The sequence below is a fragment of the Paenibacillus sp. SEL3 genome, assembly GCF_054602585.1.
In genome coordinates this window covers 2,722,617-2,746,097 of the sequence record NZ_CM137725.1, presented here as the reverse complement: position 1 = coordinate 2,746,097, position 23,481 = coordinate 2,722,617, and the positions used below count along the sequence as shown (strand labels likewise).

The window sequence follows — 23,481 nt, the reverse complement described above, 5'->3', positions numbered from 1 at the left end:
AGCATGAATACGGCGGCAACAGGAACACTTTACGGCGTAGGCGTGGGGCCGGGTGATCCCGAGCTGATTACAGTCAAGGCGTATCGCATGATTCAGGAATGTGCAGTTGTGGCTTATCCGAAGAAACGCCGGGGGGGCAAATCGTATGCTCACGAGATCGTGGAGTTGTACGTCAACCCGGAGGAAAAGGAGATGCTGGGACTCATTTTTCCAATGACCAAGGACCCGGTTGTACTGGAGCGGGAGTGGAACAAAACGGTGGTTGCTTGCTGGGAGGCACTGAGTCAAGGCAAGGATGTAGCCTTTGTCACAGAGGGAGACCCTAATCTGTACAGTACCTTTATTCACTTGGCACGACTCATGAAGGATCTCCATCCAGAGGTGCCAATTGTATCTATTCCGGGCATTTCATCTGTGTTGGGCGCGGCGGCAGCGCTGGAATTGCCTTTGGCAGACGGAGATCAGCAGGTCGGTATTATTCCGGCTACGGATGATCGGGAAGCGATGAAGCGGGCAATTGAGAATCACGATACGGTTGTATTTATCAAGGTTGCCAAGGTACTGGATTTGATTTTGGATGTGCTGGATGAGCTCAATCTTGGGGACTGTGCATCGGTCATTACCAAGGTCACTTCTCCTTATGAAATGGTATGGCGCAACGCACGTGAGCTGCGCGGACAGGAGCTTGAATATTTGAGTTTAATGGTGGTGAGCAAATGACGTTGGAGCCCAAAGTATATATCGTAGGAGCAGGTCCAGGAGACCCGGAGTTGATTACGGTCAAAGGCTCCCGGATTCTACGCACGGCCGATGTGGTATTGTACACGGATTCACTCGTGAACGACGAGTTGATTGCCACGGCCAAACCAGAGGCGCAGGTATTGCAAAGCTCAGGCATGGATCTGGACCGGCAGGTTGAGATTATGAGCGAGGCTGTGCAGGCTGGATGCAGTGTAGCTCGCGTACATACAGGCGATCCGGCAGTGTACGGAGCCATTTTGGAACAGATGGTGTTGCTGAAGCAGCGCGGAGTAGCCTACGAAATCGTACCGGGCGTCAGTTCGGTCTTTGCTTCTGCGGCCGTGCTGGGTGCAGAGCTAACGGTGCCTGACCTGACACAGACCGTCATTCTGACGCGTGCTGAAGGCCGTACACCTGTACCGGATCGGGAAAAGCTGCGTGATCTAGCTTCCCATCACTGTACAGTGGCTTTATTCCTCAGCGCGACACTGGCGAAGAAGGTGGTCGTTGAGTTTCTGGCGGCAGGCTGGAGCGAGGACACGCCTGTAGCGGTTGTGCAGCGCGCGACCTGGCCGGATCAAAAGATCGTGCGCACGACGCTTGCTCAATTACCCGCCGATTTGCGTGCAGCAGGCATAACGATGCATGCCATGATTTTGGCGGGCTGGGCGCTCGACCCAGAGCTGGTGGACAAGGATGCGCATCGTTCCAAGCTGTATGATAAGTCGTTCACCCATGGCTACCGGAAGGGAGTGAAGCCCGGTGAGTAATCCATTTGCCGCTGTGGCGATCACGAAGCATGGAGTGGAAATGGTTCGCAATTTGGGAGCCAACTTTCCGGGCACGGATGTGTATTATATGTCCAAGTTTGAGCGTGGCGATGAGCAGGAGCGTGGCATTCAGTTGTTCGAGGGTTCGGTCAAACTGATTTTGCCGGATTTATTTAAACAATATAACGGTATTATTTTATTTATTTCCCTCGGTGCAGTGGTTCGTATGATTGCACCGATTTTGGTGGATAAAAAGGTGGACCCCGCCGTGGTCGTCATTGATGATCGCGGTGAGCATGTCATTAGCGTACTGTCCGGTCATTTGGGCGGCGCCAATGAATTGACCCGTCATGTAGCCGCTGTGCTGGGCGCACGTGCGGTGATTACAACCGCATCGGACGTGCAGGGCACAATTCCGGTGGACATGTTGGGTCGGGAACTGGGTTGGGTGGTCGATAGCTTCGACAAGGCCACTCCCGTGAGCGCTGCTGTTGTAAACGAGGAGCCTGTTGCGCTCATACAAGAGACAGGTGAACGGAACTGGTGGCGTTATGACAAACCTGTACCTGGGCATATCAAGGTATATGCTTCGACGGCAGAAGCATTACAAGAACCGTTTAACGCCGCGTTGGTCGTGAGTGACCGCTTATTGGAGCCGAAGGAAGAAGATCAGCTTCTTTCTAATGGCGTGCTGTACCGTCCGAAAAGCTTGGTGCTTGGCATCGGCTGTAACCGTGGGGCTGCATTGGAGGAGCTGGAGGCGGGTGTGCTGGACACCTTGCAAGAGCTGCGTTTGTCTGTGAAAAGCGTACGGAATATTGCCACCATTGATCTGAAAAAGGACGAAGAGGGCTTACTTGCCCTTTGCGCCAAATACGGTTGGGAACTGGTGACGTATACTCCGTCAGAGCTGAATACGGTGCAGCTTCCCAATCCATCGGAAACCGTCTTCAAATACACTGGCGCATATGGGGTCAGTGAACCATCAGCCTTGTTGTCTTCTGGTGCAGACCATTGGCTACTGGAGAAGAAAAAAAGCGGCAATATGACGCTGTCTGTAGCGCGGGTTTCCTATGACTGACATCATGAAGCAGGCTGTACAGTCTGATACGTCTGCCGCTACGCGCAGAAGCCGTATTGTTGTTGCCGGAACAGGCAGCGGCGCAGGCAAAACGACTGTTACCCTCGGGCTGATGAAGGCGTTCGCCGACAGCGGCCTGCGAGTGCAGGGTTTTAAATGCGGGCCGGATTATATCGATCCGACCTATCATACTGCCGCGACTGGGACTTCTTCCCGTAATCTGGATTCATGGATGACCTCACCAGATACGGTGCGTGAAATCTTTATCCGTGCTTCCGAAGGCGCGGATATTTCCGTGATTGAAGGCGTCATGGGGCTGTATGACGGCAAGGACCCGCTCAGCAACACCGGCTCGACCGCTGAGATCGCCATGCTGACGGACAGCCCTGTATTGCTGGTGGTCGACGTGCGCAGTATGGCACGAAGCGCCGCCGCTATTGTGCTCGGCTTTCAGCGCTTGGAGCCCAAGCTGCGCATTGTGGGCGTAATTGTGAATCGCTGTGGCAGCCAAGGGCACTATGGCATCGTCAAAAAGGCGATCGAGCAGGAGTGCGGCATCCCTGTGCTCGGCTGGTTAAAGCGTGATGACGGGCTGGATATTCCTGAGCGTCATCTGGGTTTAGTACCCGCTGTGGAACGCGGCGAGCTGGAGCCGCTTTTCCAACGGGCGGCAGAGCTGATCCGTGCGGGTACGGATCTGGATGCACTGCGGGCATTGGCGGATTCGGCTCCGCCGCCCAGCCCGCCCGAGCACCCATTATTTTCCCTGGATCGGCTTCCATCAGCAGGGCATGAAGCTGATACCGGGGGACGTCCCGTCATCGCCGTCGCCAGAGATGCGGCGTTCAATTTTTACTATCCGGAAAATATGGATTTGCTGCGTCAGGCGGGAGCCGAAATTGCCTATTTCAGTCCGCTGGCGGGAGAACGCGTACCTGAGCAGGCAAGCGGCCTATACCTGGGCGGCGGTTTCCCTGAAGAGTTTGCCGCAGATATCGCTGCAAATACGGGTTTTTTGGAAGATATCCGCAACGCGGTGAGCCGGGATATGCCAGTATTCGCCGAATGCGGCGGTTATATGGTACTGGCACGGACTCTTACGGATCGTATGGGGAATGCCCATCACATGGCCGGAGTTATTCCGTCGGACGTCCGCATGCAGGAGAAATGGGCCGCACTGGGATACCGTGAAGCAACCGCTTTGCAGGATTGCTTACTGCTGAAGGCTGGAGAGACCATTCGGGGACATGAATTTCATTATTCTGTCATGCACTATGACGAATCATCCGCCCCCTACTCTTACGCCTATCAAACCAAGGGAATGCGTGGTCTCCAGAGCGAGGGCTATACGAAAGGGAATCTTTTGGCAGCCTACACGCATGTTCATCTCGCTTCTCTTCCCAAAGCGGCAGCACGCTGGGTGGAACAATGCCGGGCTTACAGTCCATAGTTTTGCAAACGAGTCCACCATTTCATATAAACAAAAAGAAGCCGATTCCCTGAAAGGGGCCGGCTTTTCTAAATTTCAATAGATTTAAACCTTACATGGTATGGAAGCGTATACATTACTTTTTTGGTGGTTCACTTACATGAGCTTTTTCAGCTGGGAAATCCTTCCCTGACTCACGCCAAGCATGGATGCGAGTTGTTTTTGTGAAGATGCTGGATGTTCTTCCATAAGCTCTCTCATTTTCTCCAAAATAACGTCTGTGCGCTGATAAATTTTTTTCATATGCATGTTTTGCTTAAGTGGGGGTGAATGGGTTTCAGTCGCTGTGACCGGAACTAAATCTTCCGTTTTCATCGAGTCCGCACATTCATCGCAGATAAACTGATCTTTAAAATAGGTGTTAGTATCAACCGCACCGCAAAATATACAGTTGGTTGATTTGTACTTACGGAGCATGAGTGTCTGGTCTTCAATAAAAAACTCTAATGGATCGCCGATGTCAATCTCCATCGTCATGCGCAACTCTTTAGGAAGCACAATTCGCCCCAAGCTGTCCAAGGGCCGGGTCATTCCAGTCCTTTTCATTCATGCAACCTCCCCGGTTTTTTAAGATTTATAGAATGTATAAGGTTTGAGGCAATTCTTATCAATTCTATAACCGCAAGCATAAATTTCTTACAAAAAGCGGCCCTTTATTGTTAATCAAGCATGGACGCACTTTTTTTCTTACGAGTATACCATAAAGAGGCCGAATCGCCATCGTTCAGATTTATAAATTTTGAATAAGTTTTAATAAGTTTATTCCGAGCGAACATATATGCTATAATCTTCTGCTAAAGGATTTAATAGGCCGTCTGTAGAATTATTTATATATGCCGTAGCTCGGACAATGATGGCGGTGTTATGGGAAATGAATGAGGGCCAAACAGAATTTTCTGAGCGTTTTGACCCCACAAACAAGAATGAATGACACGGACCCCGCCTTTAAAGTCCTTATATACAAGTCAGGCAAGGAGGATTTATCATGGAAAAAAGAAAAGCATTGTTGTTAGGAGATTATTCGTATCCGGAGTTTCACCCGCTGCAAGGGGTGGACGAAGAGATTAGCCATATTTTACAAGATTGGATGACGGTACAATGCAGTGAAAATCGTAAAATGCTGCTCAAGGAAAATCTAGCCTCATTCGATCTATGCATCTCGTATTGCGATAGCCGTAAGGAGGTTCTGTCTCCTCAACAAACAGCAGGACTGCTGTCCTACGTCAGCGGCGGAGGTGGACTGCTTGTGCTGCATAACGGAATCACATTGCAAGGACGTTATGAAATAGCACAGCTCATGGGAGCACGCTTCCTGCGGCATCCGGCTGCGGGTCCACTTTCCTTCAAGGTAACGGAGCCGGATCATCCGATTATGGAAGGAATCGAACCGTTCGAAATGCAAGAGGAGCCATATCGTTTTGATTTTGATCCATTCACTGAAAAAACACTACTGATGGAATATGAACATGAGGGCCAGTGGTGGCCGGCGGCATGGTCACTGTCCTATGGATTGGGTCGGGTCGTCTACCTGATGCCTGGACATAATCAGCCAAGCTTCCAGCACGAGGGATACCGCAAGCTGCTGCTTCAGGCCGCCAAGTGGGCTGGACGCTTTCCAGGTTAAACATAGATCATTCCATTCATTGAGGAAGGGGAGCTGCGAGCTTTATGCGGCTCCCCTTTTCAGGTTATACTAGTAGGTAATCACAGGTAGGGGAGGATATATTATGAGCGATTTGTTCAAAAAAGCCATCTCATTGGGGTGGGGCCTCACCGTTGTCAGCAAAGAAAAGGTGGAGAAAGCCGTCGAGGATCTTGTAAACCGCGGAGAACTTGCGCCTTCGGAATCCAAAGCACTGGTCGATCGTCTGATCGAACGAGGGGCAGAGGAACAGGGACAATTCAAAACAGTGATCCGCGAACAGGTTAGCCGCATTTTGCAGGAGCTGGAAGTACCTACCGAAAATGATGTCACAAGTTTGGAGCAGCGTGTGGCATTGTTGGAAAAACAGGTAGCGGAGCTGGAAAAAGAAAAGGCGGCGCTTACGGGTTCGAGCGACGCTGAAGAAGCGAACCGGCTGGATTAAAATGGCGGTTCGTATGAAGCACGCCGGTCGTTACCGGGAAATTGCCATGGCGCTGGCGCGTCATGGCTTTGGCTATATGGTGGAAGAAATGGGACTGTTCCAGGTGCTGTCATTGCCTCGCAAGTGGCTGACGAGAGAAACTCCCGAGTCCAAAACGCTAGGTGAACGGATTCGGCTTGTGCTGGAGGATCTGGGACCTGCATTCATCAAGCTTGGACAGTTGGCAAGCACACGTGCTGACCTGCTGCCGGAGCCTATTATCCGTGAGCTGGTTAAGCTTCAGGATCAGGTACCGCCGTTTTCATCTGAAACGGCGCGTGGCATTTTGGAGCAGGAGCTGGACACGTCATTAGAGGACATACTGGTTCGTTTTGACGATGTTCCGCTGGCCGCTGCTTCGATCGGGCAAGTGCATCTGGGCAAGCTGCACAGCGGCGAAATGGTCGCCATTAAAATCCAGCGTCCTGGCGTTAATCGCATCATTCGGCGAGATTTGGACATTTTGCGGGAACTGACCGCGATGGCAGCCAAGCGCTGGGAATGGGTAGAGCGGTATCAGCTTCGCCAGATGGTAGAGGAGCTGGGGAGATCGCTCATTCAGGAGCTGGATTACAACCACGAAGCCCGTAATACAGAGAGGATTGCGCTCCAATTTGAGCAGGACCCACATATCTATATTCCGAAAATATACTGGGATCATACCTCTTCCCGTATACTGACCATGGAGTTTCTAGACGGAACTCACTTGGGTAGTCGTGAAGAGCTATTACGCCGTGGATATAACTTGAAAGAACTGGCGCAGCGGCTGGTGAACAGCATGTTGCATCAAATTTTTATAGAGGGATTTTTCCATGCCGATCCCCATCCGGGGAATTTACTCGTTCTGAAAAATGGCAGTCTCGCTTATTTGGACTTTGGCATGACGGGAAGGCTGAGCGAAGAGATGAAGAATCATCTCGCTTCCCTCATTATTGCCCTGATGCGCAAAAATACCGATGCCATGGTTCGGTCTATCGAACGTTTGGGTCTGGTCGAACCGGATACCAACCTGAATGCGCTACGTGCCGATCTGGACAAGATACGCGAAGATTACTCAGATGTTCCTTTTTCACAGGTCAGTATTGGTGATGCTTTGAATGACCTGTTTGGCGCAGCGCAGCGCCATCGGATTGGTTTGCCATCGGACGTCCTGTTGCTAGGCAAGGCGTTGCTGACACTGGAGGGGGTCGTGGAGCATCTGGACCCCGACCTCAGTATTATCGCTTTGGCTGAGCCCTTTGGTAACAGGCTGCTGAAGGAACGCTTCAGCGGTCGTCGTATCCGAGGCAAGCTGCTCGGCGGTGCGACTGAGCTGGTGGAAGCGCTGATGGAACTGCCAGGACAGGCGAGGCATTTAGCCTCGATTATCGGCAAGGGCAAGCTTAAGCTGGAGGTTACTGTGCCGGAGCTGGAAATGCTTCTGCGCAGGCTGGATCAGATCAGCAACCGCCTGTCATTCAGTATCGTGCTGTTAGCGTTCAGCATTATTATGGTCGGACTGATTATCGGTTCATCGCTGAATCATCAGGCGACCATGCTGTGGAATGTACCTGCTATTGAAATCGGCTTTGTTGTCGCTCTCTTAATGGTTGCCTTTTTACTGTATTCCATTTTTAAATCGGGAAGGTTTTAGATACCGACCAGAAAGGAGAGTTATGGATACTCATAAGATGAACACTGCCCTAATGGATGGTCTCCAAATTGCAGATGTGCCTTGGCACCGCCTGACTACTCCTTATGGTAGAGGCACGGAGTTGCCACAATTGATATCCAATGGGGAGTACGCAGCCATTGCTGATCTGATAGAGCATCAAGGCACACTGTGGCAGGTTACGCCGTGGGTGTTACTTTTCTTATTGCGTAATTTGCATACGAGAAATTCGGATGATATCACGCCGAGTGAGTTGGAACTGTACCATGCGGTTGTTGGAGCATTGGATATGGAAAATGCACAAGAGGATTCACAGAAGTCTGTTGACTCCCTAACCATGCTGCTGGACGAAAAATATCTATGGTCAGCAGACAGCGATCCTGAAGAAGATGAACTGGAATGGGAAGAGGAGGAAGCACGTGGTTATGATCCGGTAGCTTTTTGGAGTTATTATGACTATAGCTATCGATTATTGAAGCAAGCACTGCCTGACTTTGAGAGTTTACTCCAGCACCATGCAGACTCTGAGATTGCTGAAGCCCTATCGGAGCTTGTGCAGGAATTGCGAAAATTTTAAGTATAAGAAAACGAATTAAACAAGCTATGAACGGAAACTAATCTTTTGCTAAGGAGTGATTTTAGTGGCAAAAAAATTAACGGATATACATCGAATACGTCTCCTAAGTCTCCTTCGTGATATTGGGTTTGAACCATCAAAAGTTACTATAGAAAATAAACAGGGGGAAACTGAGGTTATTGATTTAGAGTCCCCGTTACCAAAAGGGTTGCAAGCTGTTTTAAATTCTCGAGGCAGTCTAAGCAAGGAGCAATTACTTGAGATCGAAGAGAGTGTTAAACAATCCAGAGAGGATTGGGATTAGATGGGGTATCTATTTGATACGAATGCAGCTATTGCCCTTCATAGACTTGACTCATCTTTGGATAGAGTAATACGACAAGCTGAGAAAGATAAAGAGAATATCTTCTTTTCTGTTATAACTCAGTCCGAGTTTATAGCCGGGTTGCCTACTAATACTGACTTAGATTCGATACCTTTTCTTGGCGGGGAATTTATTGCAGTTAATTCAGAGATCGCAGTTAAAGCGGGGCGTATCAGAAGAGAACAAAAAGATAAGTTTGCAAGAAAGCTCAAGACCCCAGATGCATTGATTCTTGCGACAGCTATTATAAACCAATTGGTACTGGTTACGGCGGATCAAGATTTACAGTTCGCGAAGTCTGAGTATGAAGTTAAGGTGATCAACTTTAGCAGGTTAGAATCTTAGAAATTGCGAAAATTTTAAATATAAGAAAACGAATAAGATGAAGATAATGAACGATATTCCAAGGGAATAGATGATTTCTTTCTGTAAACAGCCTTTTAACTCATTCGTCTCTGCGAACCCCTTACGTTATAATGATGGACTGAATGTAACGGACCGGGTCGTTTGAGAGAGACGAACTGAATGATAGGAGAGCCTTGGCGATTGGCAGCTGGACGGATGCCCGAAACCACACGGGTTGCGAGTCAACACGCTACTCTCTGTAAATATAGGAGGCTGGAACGAGACAGTATGAATCTTAGACAACAATGGTTCGGTAATATCCGGGCCGATATACTTGCGGGCATGACTGTGGCGCTAGCACTAATTCCCGAGGCGATTGCCTTCTCGATCATTGCGGGGGTCAATCCCATGGTCGGACTGTACGCCTCCATCTCGATGGCCATTGTCATCTCTTTTGCAGGTGGACGTCCGGCGATGATCTCGGCAGCAACCGGGGCCGTGGCTGTACTGGTCGTTGGTCTGGTGAAGGATCATGGCGTGGAATATCTGTTTGCAGCTACCATTTTGGCAGGAATTATTCAAGTGCTGCTGGGTGTTTTGAAAATAGGTCGCTTTATAAGCTTTATTTCACAGCCAGTCATGACCGGGTTTGTGAATGCGCTGGCGATCCTCGTCTTTATGGCTCAGCTTACTCATTTTCATGGAGCCAATTGGATCATGTACGCGATGGTAGCGGGGACGCTGCTCATTGTGTATATTTTACCGAGATTTGTGAAAAGCATCCCCGCTCCATTGACGGCAATCATCATCATGACGATCATTACGTATGTATTTGGATTGAATGTGAAAACGGTAGGAGATATCGGGACGCTGACCAGTTCGCTGCCTTCATTCCACTTGCCGCAAATTGAGTGGTCGTGGCATACTTTGCGGATCTTGCTGCCGTATTCCTTTACGATGGCACTGGTTGGACTGCTGGAATCGCTGCTGACAGCCAGCATTTTGGATGAAATGACCGAAACGAAAAGCAATAAAAACCGGGAAGCCCGTGGGCAAGGGATTGCCAACTTTGTAAATGGCTTTTTTGGGGGTATGGGTGGCTGTGCCATGATCGGACAATCCGTCATTAATGTCAGCTCAGGTGGAAGAGGGCGTTTGTCCACTTTTACGGCAGGGGTATTCTTGGCCTTTCTGCTGCTCGTACTTGGTGGAGTTGTGAAGGAAGTACCCATGGGCGCATTAGTGGGAGTTATGTTCATGGTGTGTATTGGAACTGTGGATTGGAAATCGCTGCGAAACATTGCCAAGGTTCCCAAAGCAGATACGTTGATTATGGTGGTCACGGTGATCATCGTGGTGGCTACGCATGATTTGTCCAAGGGCGTAATCGTGGGCGTACTGCTAAGTGCTCTGCATTTTGGCTGGAAAATGGCTAAAATCCGTATCAGTACGACTGAGGATCATGAAGAAAAGGTGTACCATGTCAGGGGGCCGATGTTTTTCGCCTCAACGTCTCATTTTGTTGATCATTTTGAACCTTCGGATGACCCGGACCGCGTTGTAGTGGACTTTAGCCATTCGCATGTTTGGGATCACTCGGCGGTTACTGCTATTGGCAAGGTGCTTCAAAAATACAGAAACTCAGGTAAAACTATTACCCTACAAGGGTTAAATGAGGAAAGCCGTTTAATTGTAGAGAAGCTCGGCGGTCCTGTAGTTACAGAGCCACTCGTGTGATGAATCGTATAGCATAAATCAAAGCTTGAAATGAAATTTATTCATTTCAAGCTTTTTTATTTATTTCTGAAATAAAACAACACTTTTCTTTCCTAAACCATAGATAAATATGACAAATTTTCATCAAAGTATTGACGTAATAATTGGGCAGGAATACAATCATTGTTATTAAGCAAAGCAAATACATAGGAATAATTGAAAATTGAAAGGTATGCACATATGAACTTAGACTGGGACTTTATTGTAGAGAGCTTGCCGCTATATGGAGAAGCCATGTGGCTGACGTTGAAGATCGCCTTTTTTGCTATTCTGTTTTCACTAGTCGTCGGTTTTCTATGCAGTATAGTACTGTATTACAAGGTGAAGGGAATTAGCGGCATCATTGTTGCCTATATTGAGCTTTCCCGAAATACGCCGCTGCTTGTTCAGTTATATTTTCTGTATTACGGGTTTACGAAAATAGGTCTGCATATGAGCGAAATGACGTGTGCCATTGTGGGCATGACCTTTTTGGGCGGGGGTTATATGGCTGAGGCGTTCCGTGGTGGAATCGAAGCCGTAAGTAAAACGCAAACGGAATCCGGGCTGAGTCTCGGACTGTCCAAGATACAACTGGCGAGATATGTTATTTTGCCACAGGCTTTTACCATCAGTGTTCCGTCTCTGGGAGCGAATGCGATTTTTCTACTCAAGGAGACCTCCATTGTTGGCGCCATTGCTTTATTAGATTTGATGAATGTGGCAAAAGACCTAATCGGTATGTACTACAAAACGACAGAATCGCTAATTCTGCTGGTATTGGCATATCTCGTCCTGCTTTTACCTTTGTCGATACTGCTGACTTGGGTGGAAAGGAAGGTGCGATATGCTGAATTCGGGGATTAATGTGCTCTTTGAAGGTTCCAATTTCGAGCGTCTATTAGGGGGATTACTCGTTACGCTGGAGATTGCGTTACTTTCCATTATTATCGGTACTCTATTAGGCATTCTGATGGGATTGCTGCGCACCTTACAATCAAGACCGATTCGGTTTGTGCTGAGATTATATTTGGAGACATTCCGCATTATTCCGATTTTGGTGTGGTTGTATGTTGTATATTTTGGATTTACGCCTTTGTTAAATGTGAATATCAGCGGAGAATTGACAGCAATTATCGTATTCAGCCTGTGGGGAGCAGCCGAGATTGGTGACCTTGTTCGGGGTGCATTGGAATCACTGCCCAAGCATCAGGTGGAATCCGGGCAGGCACTGGGACTGACATATGGGCAGTTATACCGCCATGTACTCATTCCCCAGGCGGTGCGCCGAATGCTTCCCGGTTCTATTAATTTGGCGACACGGATGATCAAAACCACTTCATTAGTAGTGCTGATCGGTGTAGTAGAAGTGGTCAAGGTCGGACAGCAGATTATTGAGCTTGGTGTAATCAAAGCGCCCTCGGCATCCTTTTGGGTGTATGGCTTTATTTTCATATTATATTTTCTCGTATGCTATCCGTTATCCAGACTTTCCAAAAGATTTGAACGCAGATGGCAAAATTAGCAGGATGGGGTGGGTGTCATGGGAGAGGCTGTGGAGGTTTTACTCGAAATTCGAGGGCTGCACAAAAGCTTCGAAGACCGAAAAGTACTACAACAGATTAATCTGGACGTAACGAAAGGGGAAGTCGTGGTCGTTCTCGGTCCTTCGGGATGTGGAAAAAGCACACTCCTCCGATGTCTCAATGGTCTGGAACCAGTTCAGAGCGGAGATATCCGTTATAGAGGGCAAGACCTGACGGACAAGAAAGTGAATTGGCGTGAGGTGCGTCAGCATATCGGAATGGTGTTCCAGAACTACGAGCTGTTTCCGCATATGACGGTCTTAGAAAATATATTGCTCGGCCCGCTTAAAGTTCAGCGGAGAAATAAGCAGGAGGCACTTGAACAAGCGGAGCAGCTATTGGAGCGAGTGGGTCTGCTGGATCGCAAAGATGCGTATCCGAGACAATTATCAGGTGGGCAAAAGCAACGGATTGCGATTGTGCGCGCCCTGTGTATGAATCCGGAAATTATGCTCTTTGATGAAGTCACCGCATCCTTGGACCCGGAAATGGTCAGAGAGGTGCTGGATGTCATGCGAGAGCTGGCACAGCAGGGCATGACCATGATTATCGTGACACATGAAATGGGATTTGCCAAGTCGGTAGGAGATCGTATCGTTTTTATGGATCAAGGACAGATATGTGAAATGACTACGCCACAGCAATTTTTTACCCAACCGGAAACAGAGCGTGCCCAGCACTTTCTGGATATATTTCAGTACGAAACGATATGAGCATTTTGCATCAATCCCATGAGCGACTTCCAATCACAATATAGAGATCGACATGTTTCTATTGGTCTCTATGTTGCACCCAGAAGCGAAAGAAACCGAATGATGCAAAATGCTGACAAACAGGGGGAGGAATACAGATGAGAAAAGGAATGAAGTTCACGACGTTATTACTGGCTTTGAGCTTGCTGCTTGTTGGTTTGGTGGGATGTGCAGGGGCTGGTAATACCAACGGTAGTTCAGGCTCGGCTAAATTTGCTTCGATTGAGGATATTAAAAAGAATGGCAAGATTCGAATCGGTGTATTTGCAGATAAGCCGCCTTTTGGCTACGTGGATTCGGAAGGGAAAAATCAAGGCTTTGACGTCTATATTGCGAAGCGGTTTGCCAAAGATCTCTTGGGTGACGAGTCCAAGGTGGAATTTGTTCTGGTGGATGCTGCCAGCCGGGTTGCCTATTTGGAATCCAACAAGGTAGATATCATCATGGCTAACTTTACGGTGACCGATGAGCGTAAAGAAAAAGTTGATTTTGCCAATCCGTATATGAAATTATCCTTTGGCATTGTGTCGCCTGATAGCGCTCCAATCACCACGATTGACCAATTGAAGGGTTCGGATCAAAAGCTGATTGTTGCCAAGGGAACGACGGCTGAAACCTATTTTACGAAAAATTATCCTGACATCAAGCTGCTCAAATTCGATCAATACACAGAGATTTTCTCAGCCCTCAAAGACAAACGCGGCGTTGCCATTGCCAACGATAATACAGAGCTGATCGCCTGGGCAAAGGCCAACCCCGGCTTTACCGTAACCATCCCGGCCTTTGGTGGTCAAGATACGATTGCACCCGCAGTAGCAAAGGGAAATAAGGAGTTGTTAGACTGGATCAACAATGAGTTGGCAACGTTGGGTAAGGAAAATTTTGTCCATCAAGCCTACAAGGACACACTGACCTCCGTTTATGGAGAAGGCTTTACAGATCAATTGGTCGTAGAGGGCGGCAAAGTGGATTAATCTGGGGGAAGGGAGGCAGTGGCGACTCCGTATTAAAGTCGCCACTGCCCCAAAAGCTCTTGCATGCTATTACATTTCATTATATAATCTTAATTGATAATGAGAATCATAATCATCGATAACACTTCTTAGGTGCATGCTCCCAATATGAGCCTAAGTGAATAGGATGGTGATGTGCACATGGCTAAAACAGATGTGGCAACTGCCAGAAGACAGCTCAGCAGTCCGAACAAGGTAACTCGCAGACGAGCTTTGAGAACGATCAAAGCTGCGAAACGGGCGAAGTAGCAGGTTCCAAGTTAACTGCAAATGGCAATACCAGTGTGAAATTTTTCAGTCTCCTCGTTTTGATATTGCACCTGCTTTCCTGATGGTGGTACACAGGAAAGCAGGTGCCTTTTTTTTATTTCTTTTGTGCAAACAGCCATTCAATCATATCCTGATTTTGCAGAGCCGGTACCCAGGAGAAGTGTCCTGTAGGTTTGATAATCCCTGCTTCGTATTCAGTAAAATGAATGAGGTTACCGTTTTGTGCTTTAATGGCAGCTACCATTTCTTGCGAGTTTTTAGGACTAACTGTGGTGTCGTCTGCAGCATGGAAGGCCCAAATAGGAACGTTTTTCAGTACTTCAACGTGTTTAGGATCGACAGGTGCATACATGTTAACGGCTTTTTCATAGTTGGTCAAACCGGCAATGGGTACACCTGCGGCGAACAAGTCAAGATTCTTTTCCAGCAATCTCCACGTACCCATAGCTCCTTGAGAAATACCAACAATATAGATTCGGTCGGTGTCGATTGGGTATTTTAACGCCGTTTCACGTACCAAATCGGCTACAGCGCTGTTGCGTGGTTCATCCGCCCAAATGAATTTATGTTCCAAGTCAATCGGGCTTTGTGGTGCGATTACGAAGGATGGGTGTTTGGCTTGCTGCTCAGGAGAAGCCCAAGTAACAGCTCCGGCGTTTGCCAGCAAATTTACTCCGTTTCCGTCACCACGTTCGCCGTTTCCGTGCAGGAATACAACCAGAGGGTAGGTTTTGCCGGGCTCAACTTTAGGCTCAAACGTAAAGTAGTTCAGCTTGAAGCCTTCTTTATTTTCAAAGATGCTTTTTTGGAAATCGTCTACGATCGGTGTAATTTTATCTGTTGCTTTTACAGTCTGTGCAGAGGCTGGGATGACTGTTTTCTTTGAAGTTGCAATATCTTTCTTTTGACTAATAGTATAATTCAACGTGTTGATGCGGTTAACTGCGCTTGTTGCATCGTAAGTAAGGGTACTTGCATTTTTATCTTGTGTATCCAGCTCAATCACGACATATTTACCATGAGTACTGCGGTTGGTGATGGCTCCAGTATCATTGGTATATACACCGGTCACGGTTCTATCTGTATATACATCATTCAGTACAGATTGAACCTGAAAGCTAGACGTGGATAAGGATGCCCCGTCAATATTGGTGCTGTATTTCAGTACAACAGCAGAAACGACTTCACCCAAAGGCTGTACCTGTGTAAACAGGGTAGCCTGTGGCGCTGGGACATCTGTTGCTGCTGCGGCAGAGCTGGAGGATGGGAAAAAGATCGTTAGCAGGAACACGAAAGATAATAAAACAGGGGCAAAACGTCTTCTTTGCATGAGATTAATCTCCTTTGGTGTCATTTTTTTAAAGCGCTTACTACATGTTCGGGATGGTTAACTGTATGCTGTGGAATCCATACAAATTAAAAAAGGGCAAACTCCGGGTACACAAGTGTACTCGGGTTTTGCCTTTTCAGTAACAATCCCACTTGAAGGATAGCACCTTCATTGGAATCTGACAAGTGAAAGCGCTACATTTTTTGATGTTTTATTAAAAAAGTTTTACTTTCGCAACGGTAATATTATGGTATATAATCTCCTTAACTTAACACTGTTAACTTATATAACGATGTTAAAAAAAAGGGGGATGAAATCATGAACCAATATGATGTTATTGTCATCGGTGCAGGATTGGGTGGCTTATCCTGTGCAGCAAGACTCTCTGCGCTCGGTTACCGAACAGCTGTTTTTGAGAGCCATACTCTGCCTGGCGGTTTCGCAACTGAATTTACAAGAAAGGGATACACTTTTGATGTCTCCTTGCATGGTGTCGGCGGACTCGAGGAAGGAAGCTTTGGTCAGATGCTGAAGGCCTGTAATGCGGACCAGCGAATTGTTCCTCTCCGCAAAAAGCACCCTTACTCCATTCGTTGGGAAGGCCAGAACATTGATATTCCGTCCGATGTTCAGGAGTATGTGCAGCTCCTCAAGAACATGTTTCCTACTGAGGTGAAAGCCATTGACAGTCTATTCGCGGGCATTCGTCGTTTTGAAACAGGCTTTTCTGCTTTTTCTACTCTCACTTCCTGGCGCAAGGCGGTTGGCCTGCTCAAAGCTGGGACCTTTTTCCGCTGGACGCAAATGACCACCTGGGAAGCTGTAAGCCAGTTTGGGTTATCTGACCGCTTCACGGAATTTTTCACCGCGCTGTGGGCCTATTACGGATTGCCTCCAAAGCGACTTGCGGCCCTGTATTTTTTTATTCCCTGGATCGGCTACCACATGGAGGGGACGTATTACATTGAGGGAGGCGCACAGGCTTTATCCAATGCACTGGTTGACGCTATTAAGTCAGCGGGAGGAGAAGTTCACCTGCGCAGTCAGGTATCTGAGATTATACTCGAACGTGGTAAAGCTGCTGGTGTCCGTCTGAAAAAAGGGGATGTATATAAAGCCAACTGGATTGTGTCTGGTATCAGTCCTCATCATACCTATGGCCGTCTACTGGAAAACCATGATGCTGCCCGTCGTGAGCTGGAAGCTGTCAGCAGTTTGGAGACTGGCACGTCTCTCACCCAGCTATATCTGGGATTATCATGTGAACCTCATGAGCTTGGCATCACCGAAGAAGACTTAATCCTGCGTAATGAGCCGGATTCGGAGACAGATTATGAAGTAATGATGAGCGGCCAGTATACGAAAGGCAACTGGATGCTCACGAATTATAACGCCATGGACCCTAAGCTCAATGAACCGGGAAAGGGTGTCATCGCAATTACATTTTTGGACAGATTGGAGAACTGGCCTGCCGCACGTCCCGAATACAAAGCCAAAAAAGAAGCCGTGACACAGCAGATATTGGGATGCCTTGAACAGCTGTATCCGGGTTTTAGCAGCAAAGTGATGGTTGCCGAATTGGGCACACCACGCACGATGCAGCGTTATACCGCTAATCCCGACGGGGCTGTTTATGGCTACGCACAAACGGTTCGGCAGTCCGGTATAAAAAGGCTCAAGCACAAATCAGCAGTAAAGCGTCTATCATTGGTAGGGGCCTGGACACAGCCTGGGGGCGGGTTTCAAGGGGTTATGGAATCGGGTATAATGGAAGCTGATCGTATCGCCGCCAAATTGGGGTAGGCAGAAAGGGCAAGTACATCTACTCATGAAACATATCAAACGCCGAGAACGTGAAAGCAATGAGATCCGCCGGAAAATCATTGAGGCCGCCCGATCGCTTTTTCTGAATCAAGGGTATGCTGAAGTCTCCATGCGCAAAATTGCAGATCAGATCGAATATTCACCAACAACTATTTATCATTATTTTGAAAACAAAGAAGCCATTGTAATCGAACTCCTGCTAGAAGGAAATGCCCTGTTTCTGCAGGCTCTTCAGCAACGTGCGGATGAAGCACAGGCAGCGGGATTGAACGCTCTGGACACACTGAAGGCGGTGTCTGATGCGTATGTCCGTTTTGGAACGGCTAACCCGGAATATTACAACATTCTGTTTATCAGCAACCTGGAATCTGTAAGCTTGGTTAGTCTTATAGACAGTGGGAGCCTTAAAGGCTTTGAGCTTCTTGAAGCTGGGCTCAAAGCCGTTATGGAGGAGGGTTCCATCATTCAAGGAGATGAGCGCTTGTTCGCCAGCTCTGTATGGAGTATGCTGCACGGCTTGACTTCTTTGCTCCTAAATTTTGAACTTCCTATGGCAAAATCCAATGATGAATTGATCGCATTCACTATAGATACTTTCCTCAAGGGGTTAAGCCGCTGAGGCAGCGGCTAACTTTCTTTACCTCACATCACTGTACATGTGAATCCGTATACGACCCTTCCGAAAGATTAACGAAGCTCCAAATCTGAAAGCTGCTTAAGCACGGCTTCAATACGACGCTTATCTTTTTTGAGCATCACGAGCTGCAAAGAAGCAAGAAGCAGATCTGAGATATTGGCCCAAGCGTCTGCTTCCAGAGCGGGCAGAAGATCCCGATGAATCATAATATCTAGCGCCTCCGTTGCAATCTTCTGATGAAGCTCACTACTGGATAGCCATTCAATCACCTGCCCAGCTGTAGGACAAGAGTAGGCGAAAAGTACTGCCCAGCCATCGACCGGATGATTGACCTTATCCCGTATCCAGTTAATGACCTGCGGTGAATGAAAATGCTGTAGCTGCCCATTAGCGGTGTATCCTTCTAATTTGCCATCTGCAACCGAATGCTGTAGCAGGTGATTGCAAACACATACCAAGCCTTCCTGCTCGGGTAGGCAGCGGGCGCTCAGATAGGCGCGTGTGGACGCAAATGCACCCTTAGCATGTAGGGTATTGTTTTGCGCTAAAGATGTCCATACTTGCGCGGTTTCCGGTTCCCACAAGGAGCGGACCCAATCAGCAGCCCCAACCCCTGCGGTCTCCCCTACCCAAACGGCCCATGTAGAGAATGGAACCTGGCTATGTTGAATGTTCTGCCAGTGCTGCTCCCAGGCAAGAAAAATATCCTTTGGATCATAGGCTTGAAAAGCCTGCACCACAGCAGGATGATCTACGCCATGCATGGTGGTGTAATGGATCAGCGTCTCCAACGACTGCGCATCCTCCAGCTTCATCGTACAAAACATGTCCAACCAGCGTTGCCACAGTTGTAGTGGTGGACTGTTTAGCTGAATGCCATGCTCGTCTGACACATTAGACCAATCCCACAGCCATAGTCCGTGCAAGGTGAGCATGGTTTCTATATAGGCAGGTAGATTTTCCGCGAGCAGCGTAAACTGATCCAACTCATGATCATAACAGAACACCGCTGGCTCTGTTGCGGATGTCGCCATATCAAGCAGTATCGGATCACCCGCACCATTATAATTAAGGATCAGATATCGTTGCTCGTCCGCTGCTGAGTCGGTATCTTCCCTATAAGATGTAAAATAGCCAATATACTCATGATTCCAGCCAAATTCTCCTGTGATATCGTCGAGGATATTCGGTTCTTGTTCAAGGCCATTACTGCTTTCATATGAACAAGCCGGTTCATCGGCTACAATACAGTGTTGAGGGAGGCACCATAGCAAATGTAAGCTGCCACACCGCTTTATCAACTCAGACAGGGAGGCAGGCAAAGGCATCTGCAGCCGTTCCTCCAGCTCAGTTAGTTCACTTGTAGAAATCCCCTTCGACCATTGGTATACCACGTCAGACATCCCACCTTGTCTCAGACGATCGGCGATCTGTCCCAGCTTTTCTAAGGTTCGTTCAAAATGTACTGTCATTCGTATTTGTCCTCCTCTTACTCTACAACCTGGCAATGCTCTTTTTGCAAGAATGCTAGAATTTCATCACGAAGTGCTATCGCTGTGGGTTCATAAATGATCGCCACTTCGCGTCCATATGCATAGTTAAAACGCACATATCCGCCTAGAGTCTGAAGAAAAGCCATGCAGATATGCTCGTTTTCAATCCATAGATGTGAGTCAAAATGCTGTTTAAAACGCTGAGCCAATACCTGTATAGATGCTGGAGCTATTTGCAAGGCTTGATCGTTCGGATGGGCTGAACCGCAAGCTTCCGCCGTCTCGGGTGGATTAAATAGTAGAAATGTTGCTGCTCTATCCAGACTGACAGGTTCGAAATAACGGGGGAATGGCTCTATTCTTCCGAATTCATCCTGTAGTATATGCTCCAGTGTATCTGTAAATGGAACCTGAACATCTAATGGCTTCTTAGTAATGACCTCCGAATGTCGCGGTAGCCAAAGCAAACCTTCGACCTGAGGGTGCACCGCTAGGAAATCCCCATCTATGGAGCTACCGATGACCACGCACTCGCCTAGCTGTTGCACGGTGATCGGACAGTTATCATCATGCCTCCACAGTTCGTAATCCGCATAGGATTGTAATAGTTGAGCATCAGGCGGTTCAATCACCAGCAGTCCGCAAAAGGTACCAGGCCCATAGCGGGTGAGGAATGCTACATAGGGAGGTGGTAAAGTTAATCCATAGGTATGTTCGAAAGTTGTCAGTTCTTCGGCAGCCACCGTCGTATGTTGTGTGGAAACCCAATACATATGAATACACCTGCTTTCCGGCACTCTATCTATAGGGGTAGAGTCCAAAAGTAAATGAGAGATATGCTATAATCAGGAAATAAAATAGTTATAGATTAGTCTATCTTAATTCCGTAGGAACTACAATTTGTGAGGGGACGAAGGAGGAACACATCTTATGACATCAGGGGTACAAGCCTACATCGGTCCAATTTTTGAGGAGATTGACCAGACATACGCTTCTGAGCAAAAGCGCATCGCCGAATTCCAAATCAAAAGCGTCCTTCACGAAGGGATTCATGAATACTTAAAAGTTACTTGTAAGAAGGATGGACTGTGGGTGGATACCCACGAACCGTTTGATTGGGATCGTCGTAGACCGGATGCGGAAATTTCTGGGTTTACAGATGGGGTAACATTGCAGCAGGTGCAGGACGAATGGATGCCTATGTTCAAGGAAAAGATAGAGGCGCTATTTAATTCGGAAGAATTCAGCTCCATGTTCTTTCGTTATCGACTGGATTTTCATCTGGAAGTGGTCTTGGAGAATAAGGCCAATCATTTTACATTCTCACTCCTAAATGAAGATAAACGGCAGCAACTGTTAGCCACTATCCAACAGTTTGTAGAGCAGAAGCTCAACCCCTCCAGTAAAGCTATCCCGAAGGAAGAGGACGATTTCTTCTTAGTGAGACACTTGCTTGATCCTCATTTGTACCCTGTAAACGCCCAGCGGATGAATGAGTTGCTGAATCGAATGGATGCCAAAGTGAAGGTCAGCCGCAAGCGTGAGGAAGCATGGAGGTATCAGCTCAGCAGTGGCTTAAAGCATTGGGCTGAGGATGAATTTCTGCTGAAGTATGCGGATCGGGAAAAAAGCTATGGACTGGATTATAAAGTGAGGCCCGATATTCTCCCTTCGGAAATTCCCGCGCCAGCCATGGAGATGTTCCTGCTTACCGCGATGCGGGTGGGCTCGACCGATGCCGATGCACGGCAGAAGTATTTGGAGATTGCTGCACAGTTGGGTTCGGATCAGGCAGCCCAGTGGCTTAAGAACGGATCAGGAAGCATCCCAGCGTTATATACAAGTGAGCGAGTCATCTGCCAAGCCAATGATATTTTGCAAACGCTGGAGGTTCAGATTCGTTCAGAGGAAGAAGAGAGCTATAGAGAAGCACTCGTATATTTATGCGATATTTTAAGAAAGGGCTTTACCAAGGAATATCGGATGAAGTTCAAAAGCAAGGTGAAAAACTACCTGCCTGTACCCAAGTTGGCTAAATCTACGTTGCATCGTTTCTTCGCCAATGCACTTGAATATCCTGCGCTGCATCCGTTGCTGGCTGAATATGCTGAGGTCGTGATGGAAGAGTTCAAGTGGTATAACGATGTAGAGCCCGGTGAAAAGTCGGCAATGCCGGGAACCTATGCGGTGATGGGACTGGGCCTAAAAGGAAAGAACTATTTCCCATTAGTGAATCGTTATATGAAGCTGGTGGACAGTGAACATCAGTCCGTACAGGACGGTTACGCCGCTGTATTTGCTGACGCACACGGACTGACACCGGACACGATACCCGTTTGGACGAGGGTTCTACTGGCAGGCAACGAGTCTGCCAAACCACTGAAGTCATCCGGAATTGAAACCGTAGAGCAGGCACAGGTACTGGTGGAGGAGCTTAAGAAGCTGGAGAACTACGAACAAGAGGTGCTTGTTTATCGTATATGGGGTGGCGCGAAGAAACTAAAAAACAGCCTGAAGCAGGCTGTCCCTGAGGTAAAAGAGCTGCTGGAAACGCTTATTCCATAAAAGCATCATATTCATGATAATATCGCAGTCCTTGCGCAATGCGTTCAATATCCGGCTCGCTTCCGCTGTGGCGTAACACTTCAATGACATCCTGTACAGTCGCCACCTCCAGCCAAGATTGCACCTGATGGTCTGGCAGAGATGCAGGTATACTTTCATCACGATGATTGGTGACGGTGAGACCGGCATCCTCCAGTTCCCACAATTCTTCCTCGGGAATGATGTAATAGGTAGAATTGAGCGGATTACTTTGAACATGTTTCAGATTGGCAAATACCCATTCATTGATTTCTGTTTGGTCAACGGCATGGACCAGTGCTTCAAGGCTGTCAAAAGTTTGTATGCTCATGTATGGAGACTCCTCTCTTAGCCGCTGGCTTATGCTGTAGCTTTTGTAATATCTTTAAGATGGACTGGCGATTCTTCGCATCCTTAATGTACCTGGGAATGGAGTGGGAAGCCGTACGCATCATACCGGATGCAGGCTTTTCTCGCAACTCGGCAGAGATATAGGAGAGCAGGTAATTCAGGTGTATCCGGTTAAGAGCCCAGACAGGTTTCCCCCGATAGTAATCTAGGAAGTACAGCTGGAGCTGGAAAATAGGGTCTTTTCCGTTTTGGATCACGTTCGTATGCCATTCGCGTGATTGCACACGATGCACCGGAACCTGATTGCGTGTCTCACAGTGCGGACAGTTTATATTTGTATTTTTATGGAGTTTCGTTCGGTCATCATGGATTTCGATATTAAAATACCGTTCGCAATGGTTGCATACGCCGCGTGCATAGAATGTATAAGATTCGGGCTGCTGATATGTGTAGTAACAATGAGAACATCGAACGACGTAATAACAGTCTTTTTTGGATATGGAAATAAAAGCTTGGCCCTGACAACGGGGGCAGTGAACAGTTACCTGTTCTCCTCTTCTAATCACGGCGCTAAAGTCATATTTGTATCCATATTCATCTTTGAAGCGTTTTTGCTCCATGTTCGTTCCTCCTTTTCGGAAAGATCGTAAAAACGCACTCTTTATATTTCATATGTTATAATATTCCTTAACAACAGAATGGCTTAGATGGGCGGTCGGCTAGTCTCCTGTGAGGGAGGTGAG

At 47.7% G+C, this 23,481-nt stretch carries 25 protein-coding genes; 19 read left to right on the top strand and 6 right to left on the bottom strand.

Annotation, left to right across the window (positions count from 1 at the left end):
- Positions 1–3: 3 nt before the first annotated feature.
- The 4 genes from cobI to ACYCS5_RS12705 are packed head-to-tail and all read left to right on the top strand — an operon-like array spanning position 4 to position 4,042.
- The gene (gene cobI / locus ACYCS5_RS12720; protein ID WP_340933514.1) at positions 4–720 is read left to right on the top strand and encodes a precorrin-2 C(20)-methyltransferase; all 717 of its coding nucleotides are present in this window, start codon (positions 4–6) and stop codon (positions 718–720) included.
- The gene (cobM, locus tag ACYCS5_RS12715; protein WP_340933512.1) at positions 717–1,511 is read left to right on the top strand and encodes a precorrin-4 C(11)-methyltransferase; all 795 of its coding nucleotides are present in this window, start codon (positions 717–719) and stop codon (positions 1,509–1,511) included. The genes cobI and cobM overlap by 4 nt, the downstream gene beginning before the upstream one ends.
- Complete coding sequence (locus ACYCS5_RS12710) at positions 1,504–2,592, top strand: cobalt-precorrin 5A hydrolase (protein WP_459761155.1); 1,089 nt, start codon at positions 1,504–1,506, stop codon at positions 2,590–2,592. Before cobM ends, ACYCS5_RS12710 begins: the two co-directional genes overlap by 8 nt.
- A complete protein-coding gene (locus ACYCS5_RS12705) occupies positions 2,585–4,042 on the top strand; it encodes a cobyrinate a,c-diamide synthase (protein ID WP_459761154.1) in 1,458 nt (485 codons plus the stop codon). Before ACYCS5_RS12710 ends, ACYCS5_RS12705 begins: the two co-directional genes overlap by 8 nt.
- A gap of 135 nt (positions 4,043–4,177) precedes the next feature.
- On the opposite strand, the gene ACYCS5_RS12700 is transcribed toward ACYCS5_RS12705, so the two are convergent.
- Positions 4,178–4,627: an AbrB/MazE/SpoVT family DNA-binding domain-containing protein gene (locus ACYCS5_RS12700; RefSeq protein WP_459761153.1), complete on the bottom strand. Its 450-nt coding sequence runs from the start codon at positions 4,625–4,627 to the stop codon at positions 4,178–4,180.
- Positions 4,628–5,066: 439 nt separating this feature from the next.
- Between ACYCS5_RS12700 and ACYCS5_RS12695 the strand changes: the two genes are divergently transcribed.
- The 12 genes from ACYCS5_RS12695 to ACYCS5_RS12640 all read left to right on the top strand — a co-directional run bounded on the left by ACYCS5_RS12695 (position 5,067) and on the right by ACYCS5_RS12640 (position 14,499).
- The gene (locus ACYCS5_RS12695) at positions 5,067–5,705 is read left to right on the top strand and encodes a ThuA domain-containing protein (RefSeq protein ID WP_250240673.1); all 639 of its coding nucleotides are present in this window, start codon (positions 5,067–5,069) and stop codon (positions 5,703–5,705) included.
- A gap of 103 nt (positions 5,706–5,808) precedes the next feature.
- Complete coding sequence (locus ACYCS5_RS12690) at positions 5,809–6,168, top strand: phasin family protein (protein ID WP_013312404.1); 360 nt, start codon at positions 5,809–5,811, stop codon at positions 6,166–6,168.
- 1 nt (position 6,169) lies between these two features.
- A complete protein-coding gene (locus ACYCS5_RS12685; RefSeq protein ID WP_459761152.1) occupies positions 6,170–7,840 on the top strand; it encodes an ABC1 kinase family protein in 1,671 nt (556 codons plus the stop codon).
- Between the two features lie 22 nt (positions 7,841–7,862).
- Positions 7,863–8,435: a hypothetical protein gene (locus ACYCS5_RS12680; protein WP_322251538.1), complete on the top strand. Its 573-nt coding sequence runs from the start codon at positions 7,863–7,865 to the stop codon at positions 8,433–8,435.
- Positions 8,436–8,499: 64 nt separating this feature from the next.
- Positions 8,500–8,739, top strand: coding sequence for a hypothetical protein (locus ACYCS5_RS12675; RefSeq protein WP_016822811.1), 240 nt, complete (start codon positions 8,500–8,502; stop codon positions 8,737–8,739).
- Positions 8,740–9,144: a PIN domain-containing protein gene (locus tag ACYCS5_RS12670; RefSeq protein ID WP_340957183.1), complete on the top strand. Its 405-nt coding sequence runs from the start codon at positions 8,740–8,742 to the stop codon at positions 9,142–9,144. It abuts the gene before it with no gap.
- 288 nt (positions 9,145–9,432) lie between these two features.
- A complete protein-coding gene (locus ACYCS5_RS12665; RefSeq protein WP_307351282.1) occupies positions 9,433–10,881 on the top strand; it encodes a SulP family inorganic anion transporter in 1,449 nt (482 codons plus the stop codon).
- A gap of 219 nt (positions 10,882–11,100) precedes the next feature.
- Positions 11,101–11,766, top strand: a complete 666-nt coding sequence (locus ACYCS5_RS12660; protein ID WP_459761151.1) for an amino acid ABC transporter permease — start codon at positions 11,101–11,103, stop codon at positions 11,764–11,766.
- Positions 11,747–12,424, top strand: coding sequence for an amino acid ABC transporter permease (locus ACYCS5_RS12655; RefSeq protein WP_029518575.1), 678 nt, complete (start codon positions 11,747–11,749; stop codon positions 12,422–12,424). Before ACYCS5_RS12660 ends, ACYCS5_RS12655 begins: the two co-directional genes overlap by 20 nt.
- An 18-nt stretch (positions 12,425–12,442) precedes the next feature.
- Positions 12,443–13,198 (top strand): amino acid ABC transporter ATP-binding protein, encoded by a 756-nt coding sequence (locus ACYCS5_RS12650; RefSeq protein ID WP_029518574.1) that lies wholly within the window; start codon positions 12,443–12,445, stop codon positions 13,196–13,198.
- 137 nt (positions 13,199–13,335) lie between these two features.
- On the top strand, positions 13,336–14,211 hold the full coding sequence (locus tag ACYCS5_RS12645) for a cysteine ABC transporter substrate-binding protein (RefSeq protein WP_029518573.1): 876 nt from the start codon (positions 13,336–13,338) through the stop codon (positions 14,209–14,211).
- A gap of 180 nt (positions 14,212–14,391) precedes the next feature.
- Positions 14,392–14,499 (top strand): putative metal homeostasis protein, encoded by a 108-nt coding sequence (locus ACYCS5_RS12640; protein WP_016822819.1) that lies wholly within the window; start codon positions 14,392–14,394, stop codon positions 14,497–14,499.
- A 115-nt stretch (positions 14,500–14,614) separates the two neighbouring features.
- Here ACYCS5_RS12640 and ACYCS5_RS12635 read toward each other — a convergent pair whose 3' ends face one another.
- Entirely contained in the window at positions 14,615–15,850 is a 1,236-nt protein-coding gene (locus ACYCS5_RS12635) for a peptidase (protein WP_459761150.1), read from the bottom strand.
- A 318-nt stretch (positions 15,851–16,168) separates the two neighbouring features.
- On the opposite strand from ACYCS5_RS12635, the gene ACYCS5_RS12630 reads away from it, so the two are divergent.
- Together ACYCS5_RS12630 and ACYCS5_RS12625 are read left to right on the top strand one after the other, a co-directional pair.
- Complete coding sequence (locus tag ACYCS5_RS12630; RefSeq protein WP_209947763.1) at positions 16,169–17,653, top strand: phytoene desaturase family protein; 1,485 nt, start codon at positions 16,169–16,171, stop codon at positions 17,651–17,653.
- 25 nt (positions 17,654–17,678) lie between these two features.
- Complete coding sequence (locus ACYCS5_RS12625) at positions 17,679–18,293, top strand: TetR/AcrR family transcriptional regulator (RefSeq protein ID WP_459761149.1); 615 nt, start codon at positions 17,679–17,681, stop codon at positions 18,291–18,293.
- Positions 18,294–18,361: 68 nt separating this feature from the next.
- On the opposite strand, the gene ACYCS5_RS12620 is transcribed toward ACYCS5_RS12625, so the two are convergent.
- Both ACYCS5_RS12620 and ACYCS5_RS12615 read right to left on the bottom strand, forming a co-directional pair.
- Entirely contained in the window at positions 18,362–19,783 is a 1,422-nt protein-coding gene (locus ACYCS5_RS12620; protein ID WP_459761148.1) for an SMI1/KNR4 family protein, read from the bottom strand.
- A gap of 17 nt (positions 19,784–19,800) precedes the next feature.
- Positions 19,801–20,577: an SMI1/KNR4 family protein gene (locus tag ACYCS5_RS12615; RefSeq protein WP_459761147.1), complete on the bottom strand. Its 777-nt coding sequence runs from the start codon at positions 20,575–20,577 to the stop codon at positions 19,801–19,803.
- Between the two features lie 157 nt (positions 20,578–20,734).
- On the opposite strand from ACYCS5_RS12615, the gene ACYCS5_RS12610 reads away from it, so the two are divergent.
- The gene (locus ACYCS5_RS12610) at positions 20,735–22,369 is read left to right on the top strand and encodes a DUF6138 family protein (protein ID WP_459761146.1); all 1,635 of its coding nucleotides are present in this window, start codon (positions 20,735–20,737) and stop codon (positions 22,367–22,369) included.
- On the opposite strand, the gene ACYCS5_RS12605 is transcribed toward ACYCS5_RS12610, so the two are convergent.
- Together ACYCS5_RS12605 and ACYCS5_RS12600 are read right to left on the bottom strand one after the other, a co-directional pair.
- Positions 22,359–22,718 (bottom strand): DUF7716 domain-containing protein, encoded by a 360-nt coding sequence (locus tag ACYCS5_RS12605; RefSeq protein ID WP_176715670.1) that lies wholly within the window; start codon positions 22,716–22,718, stop codon positions 22,359–22,361. The two genes, ACYCS5_RS12610 and ACYCS5_RS12605, sit on opposite strands and share 11 nt — an antisense overlap.
- Positions 22,699–23,358 carry a DNA gyrase inhibitor YacG gene (locus ACYCS5_RS12600; protein ID WP_069010047.1) on the bottom strand — a complete coding sequence of 220 codons (660 nt, stop codon included), beginning with the start codon at positions 23,356–23,358 and terminating at the stop codon, positions 22,699–22,701. The genes ACYCS5_RS12605 and ACYCS5_RS12600 overlap by 20 nt, the downstream gene beginning before the upstream one ends.
- Between the last annotated feature and the right edge of the window lie 123 nt (positions 23,359–23,481).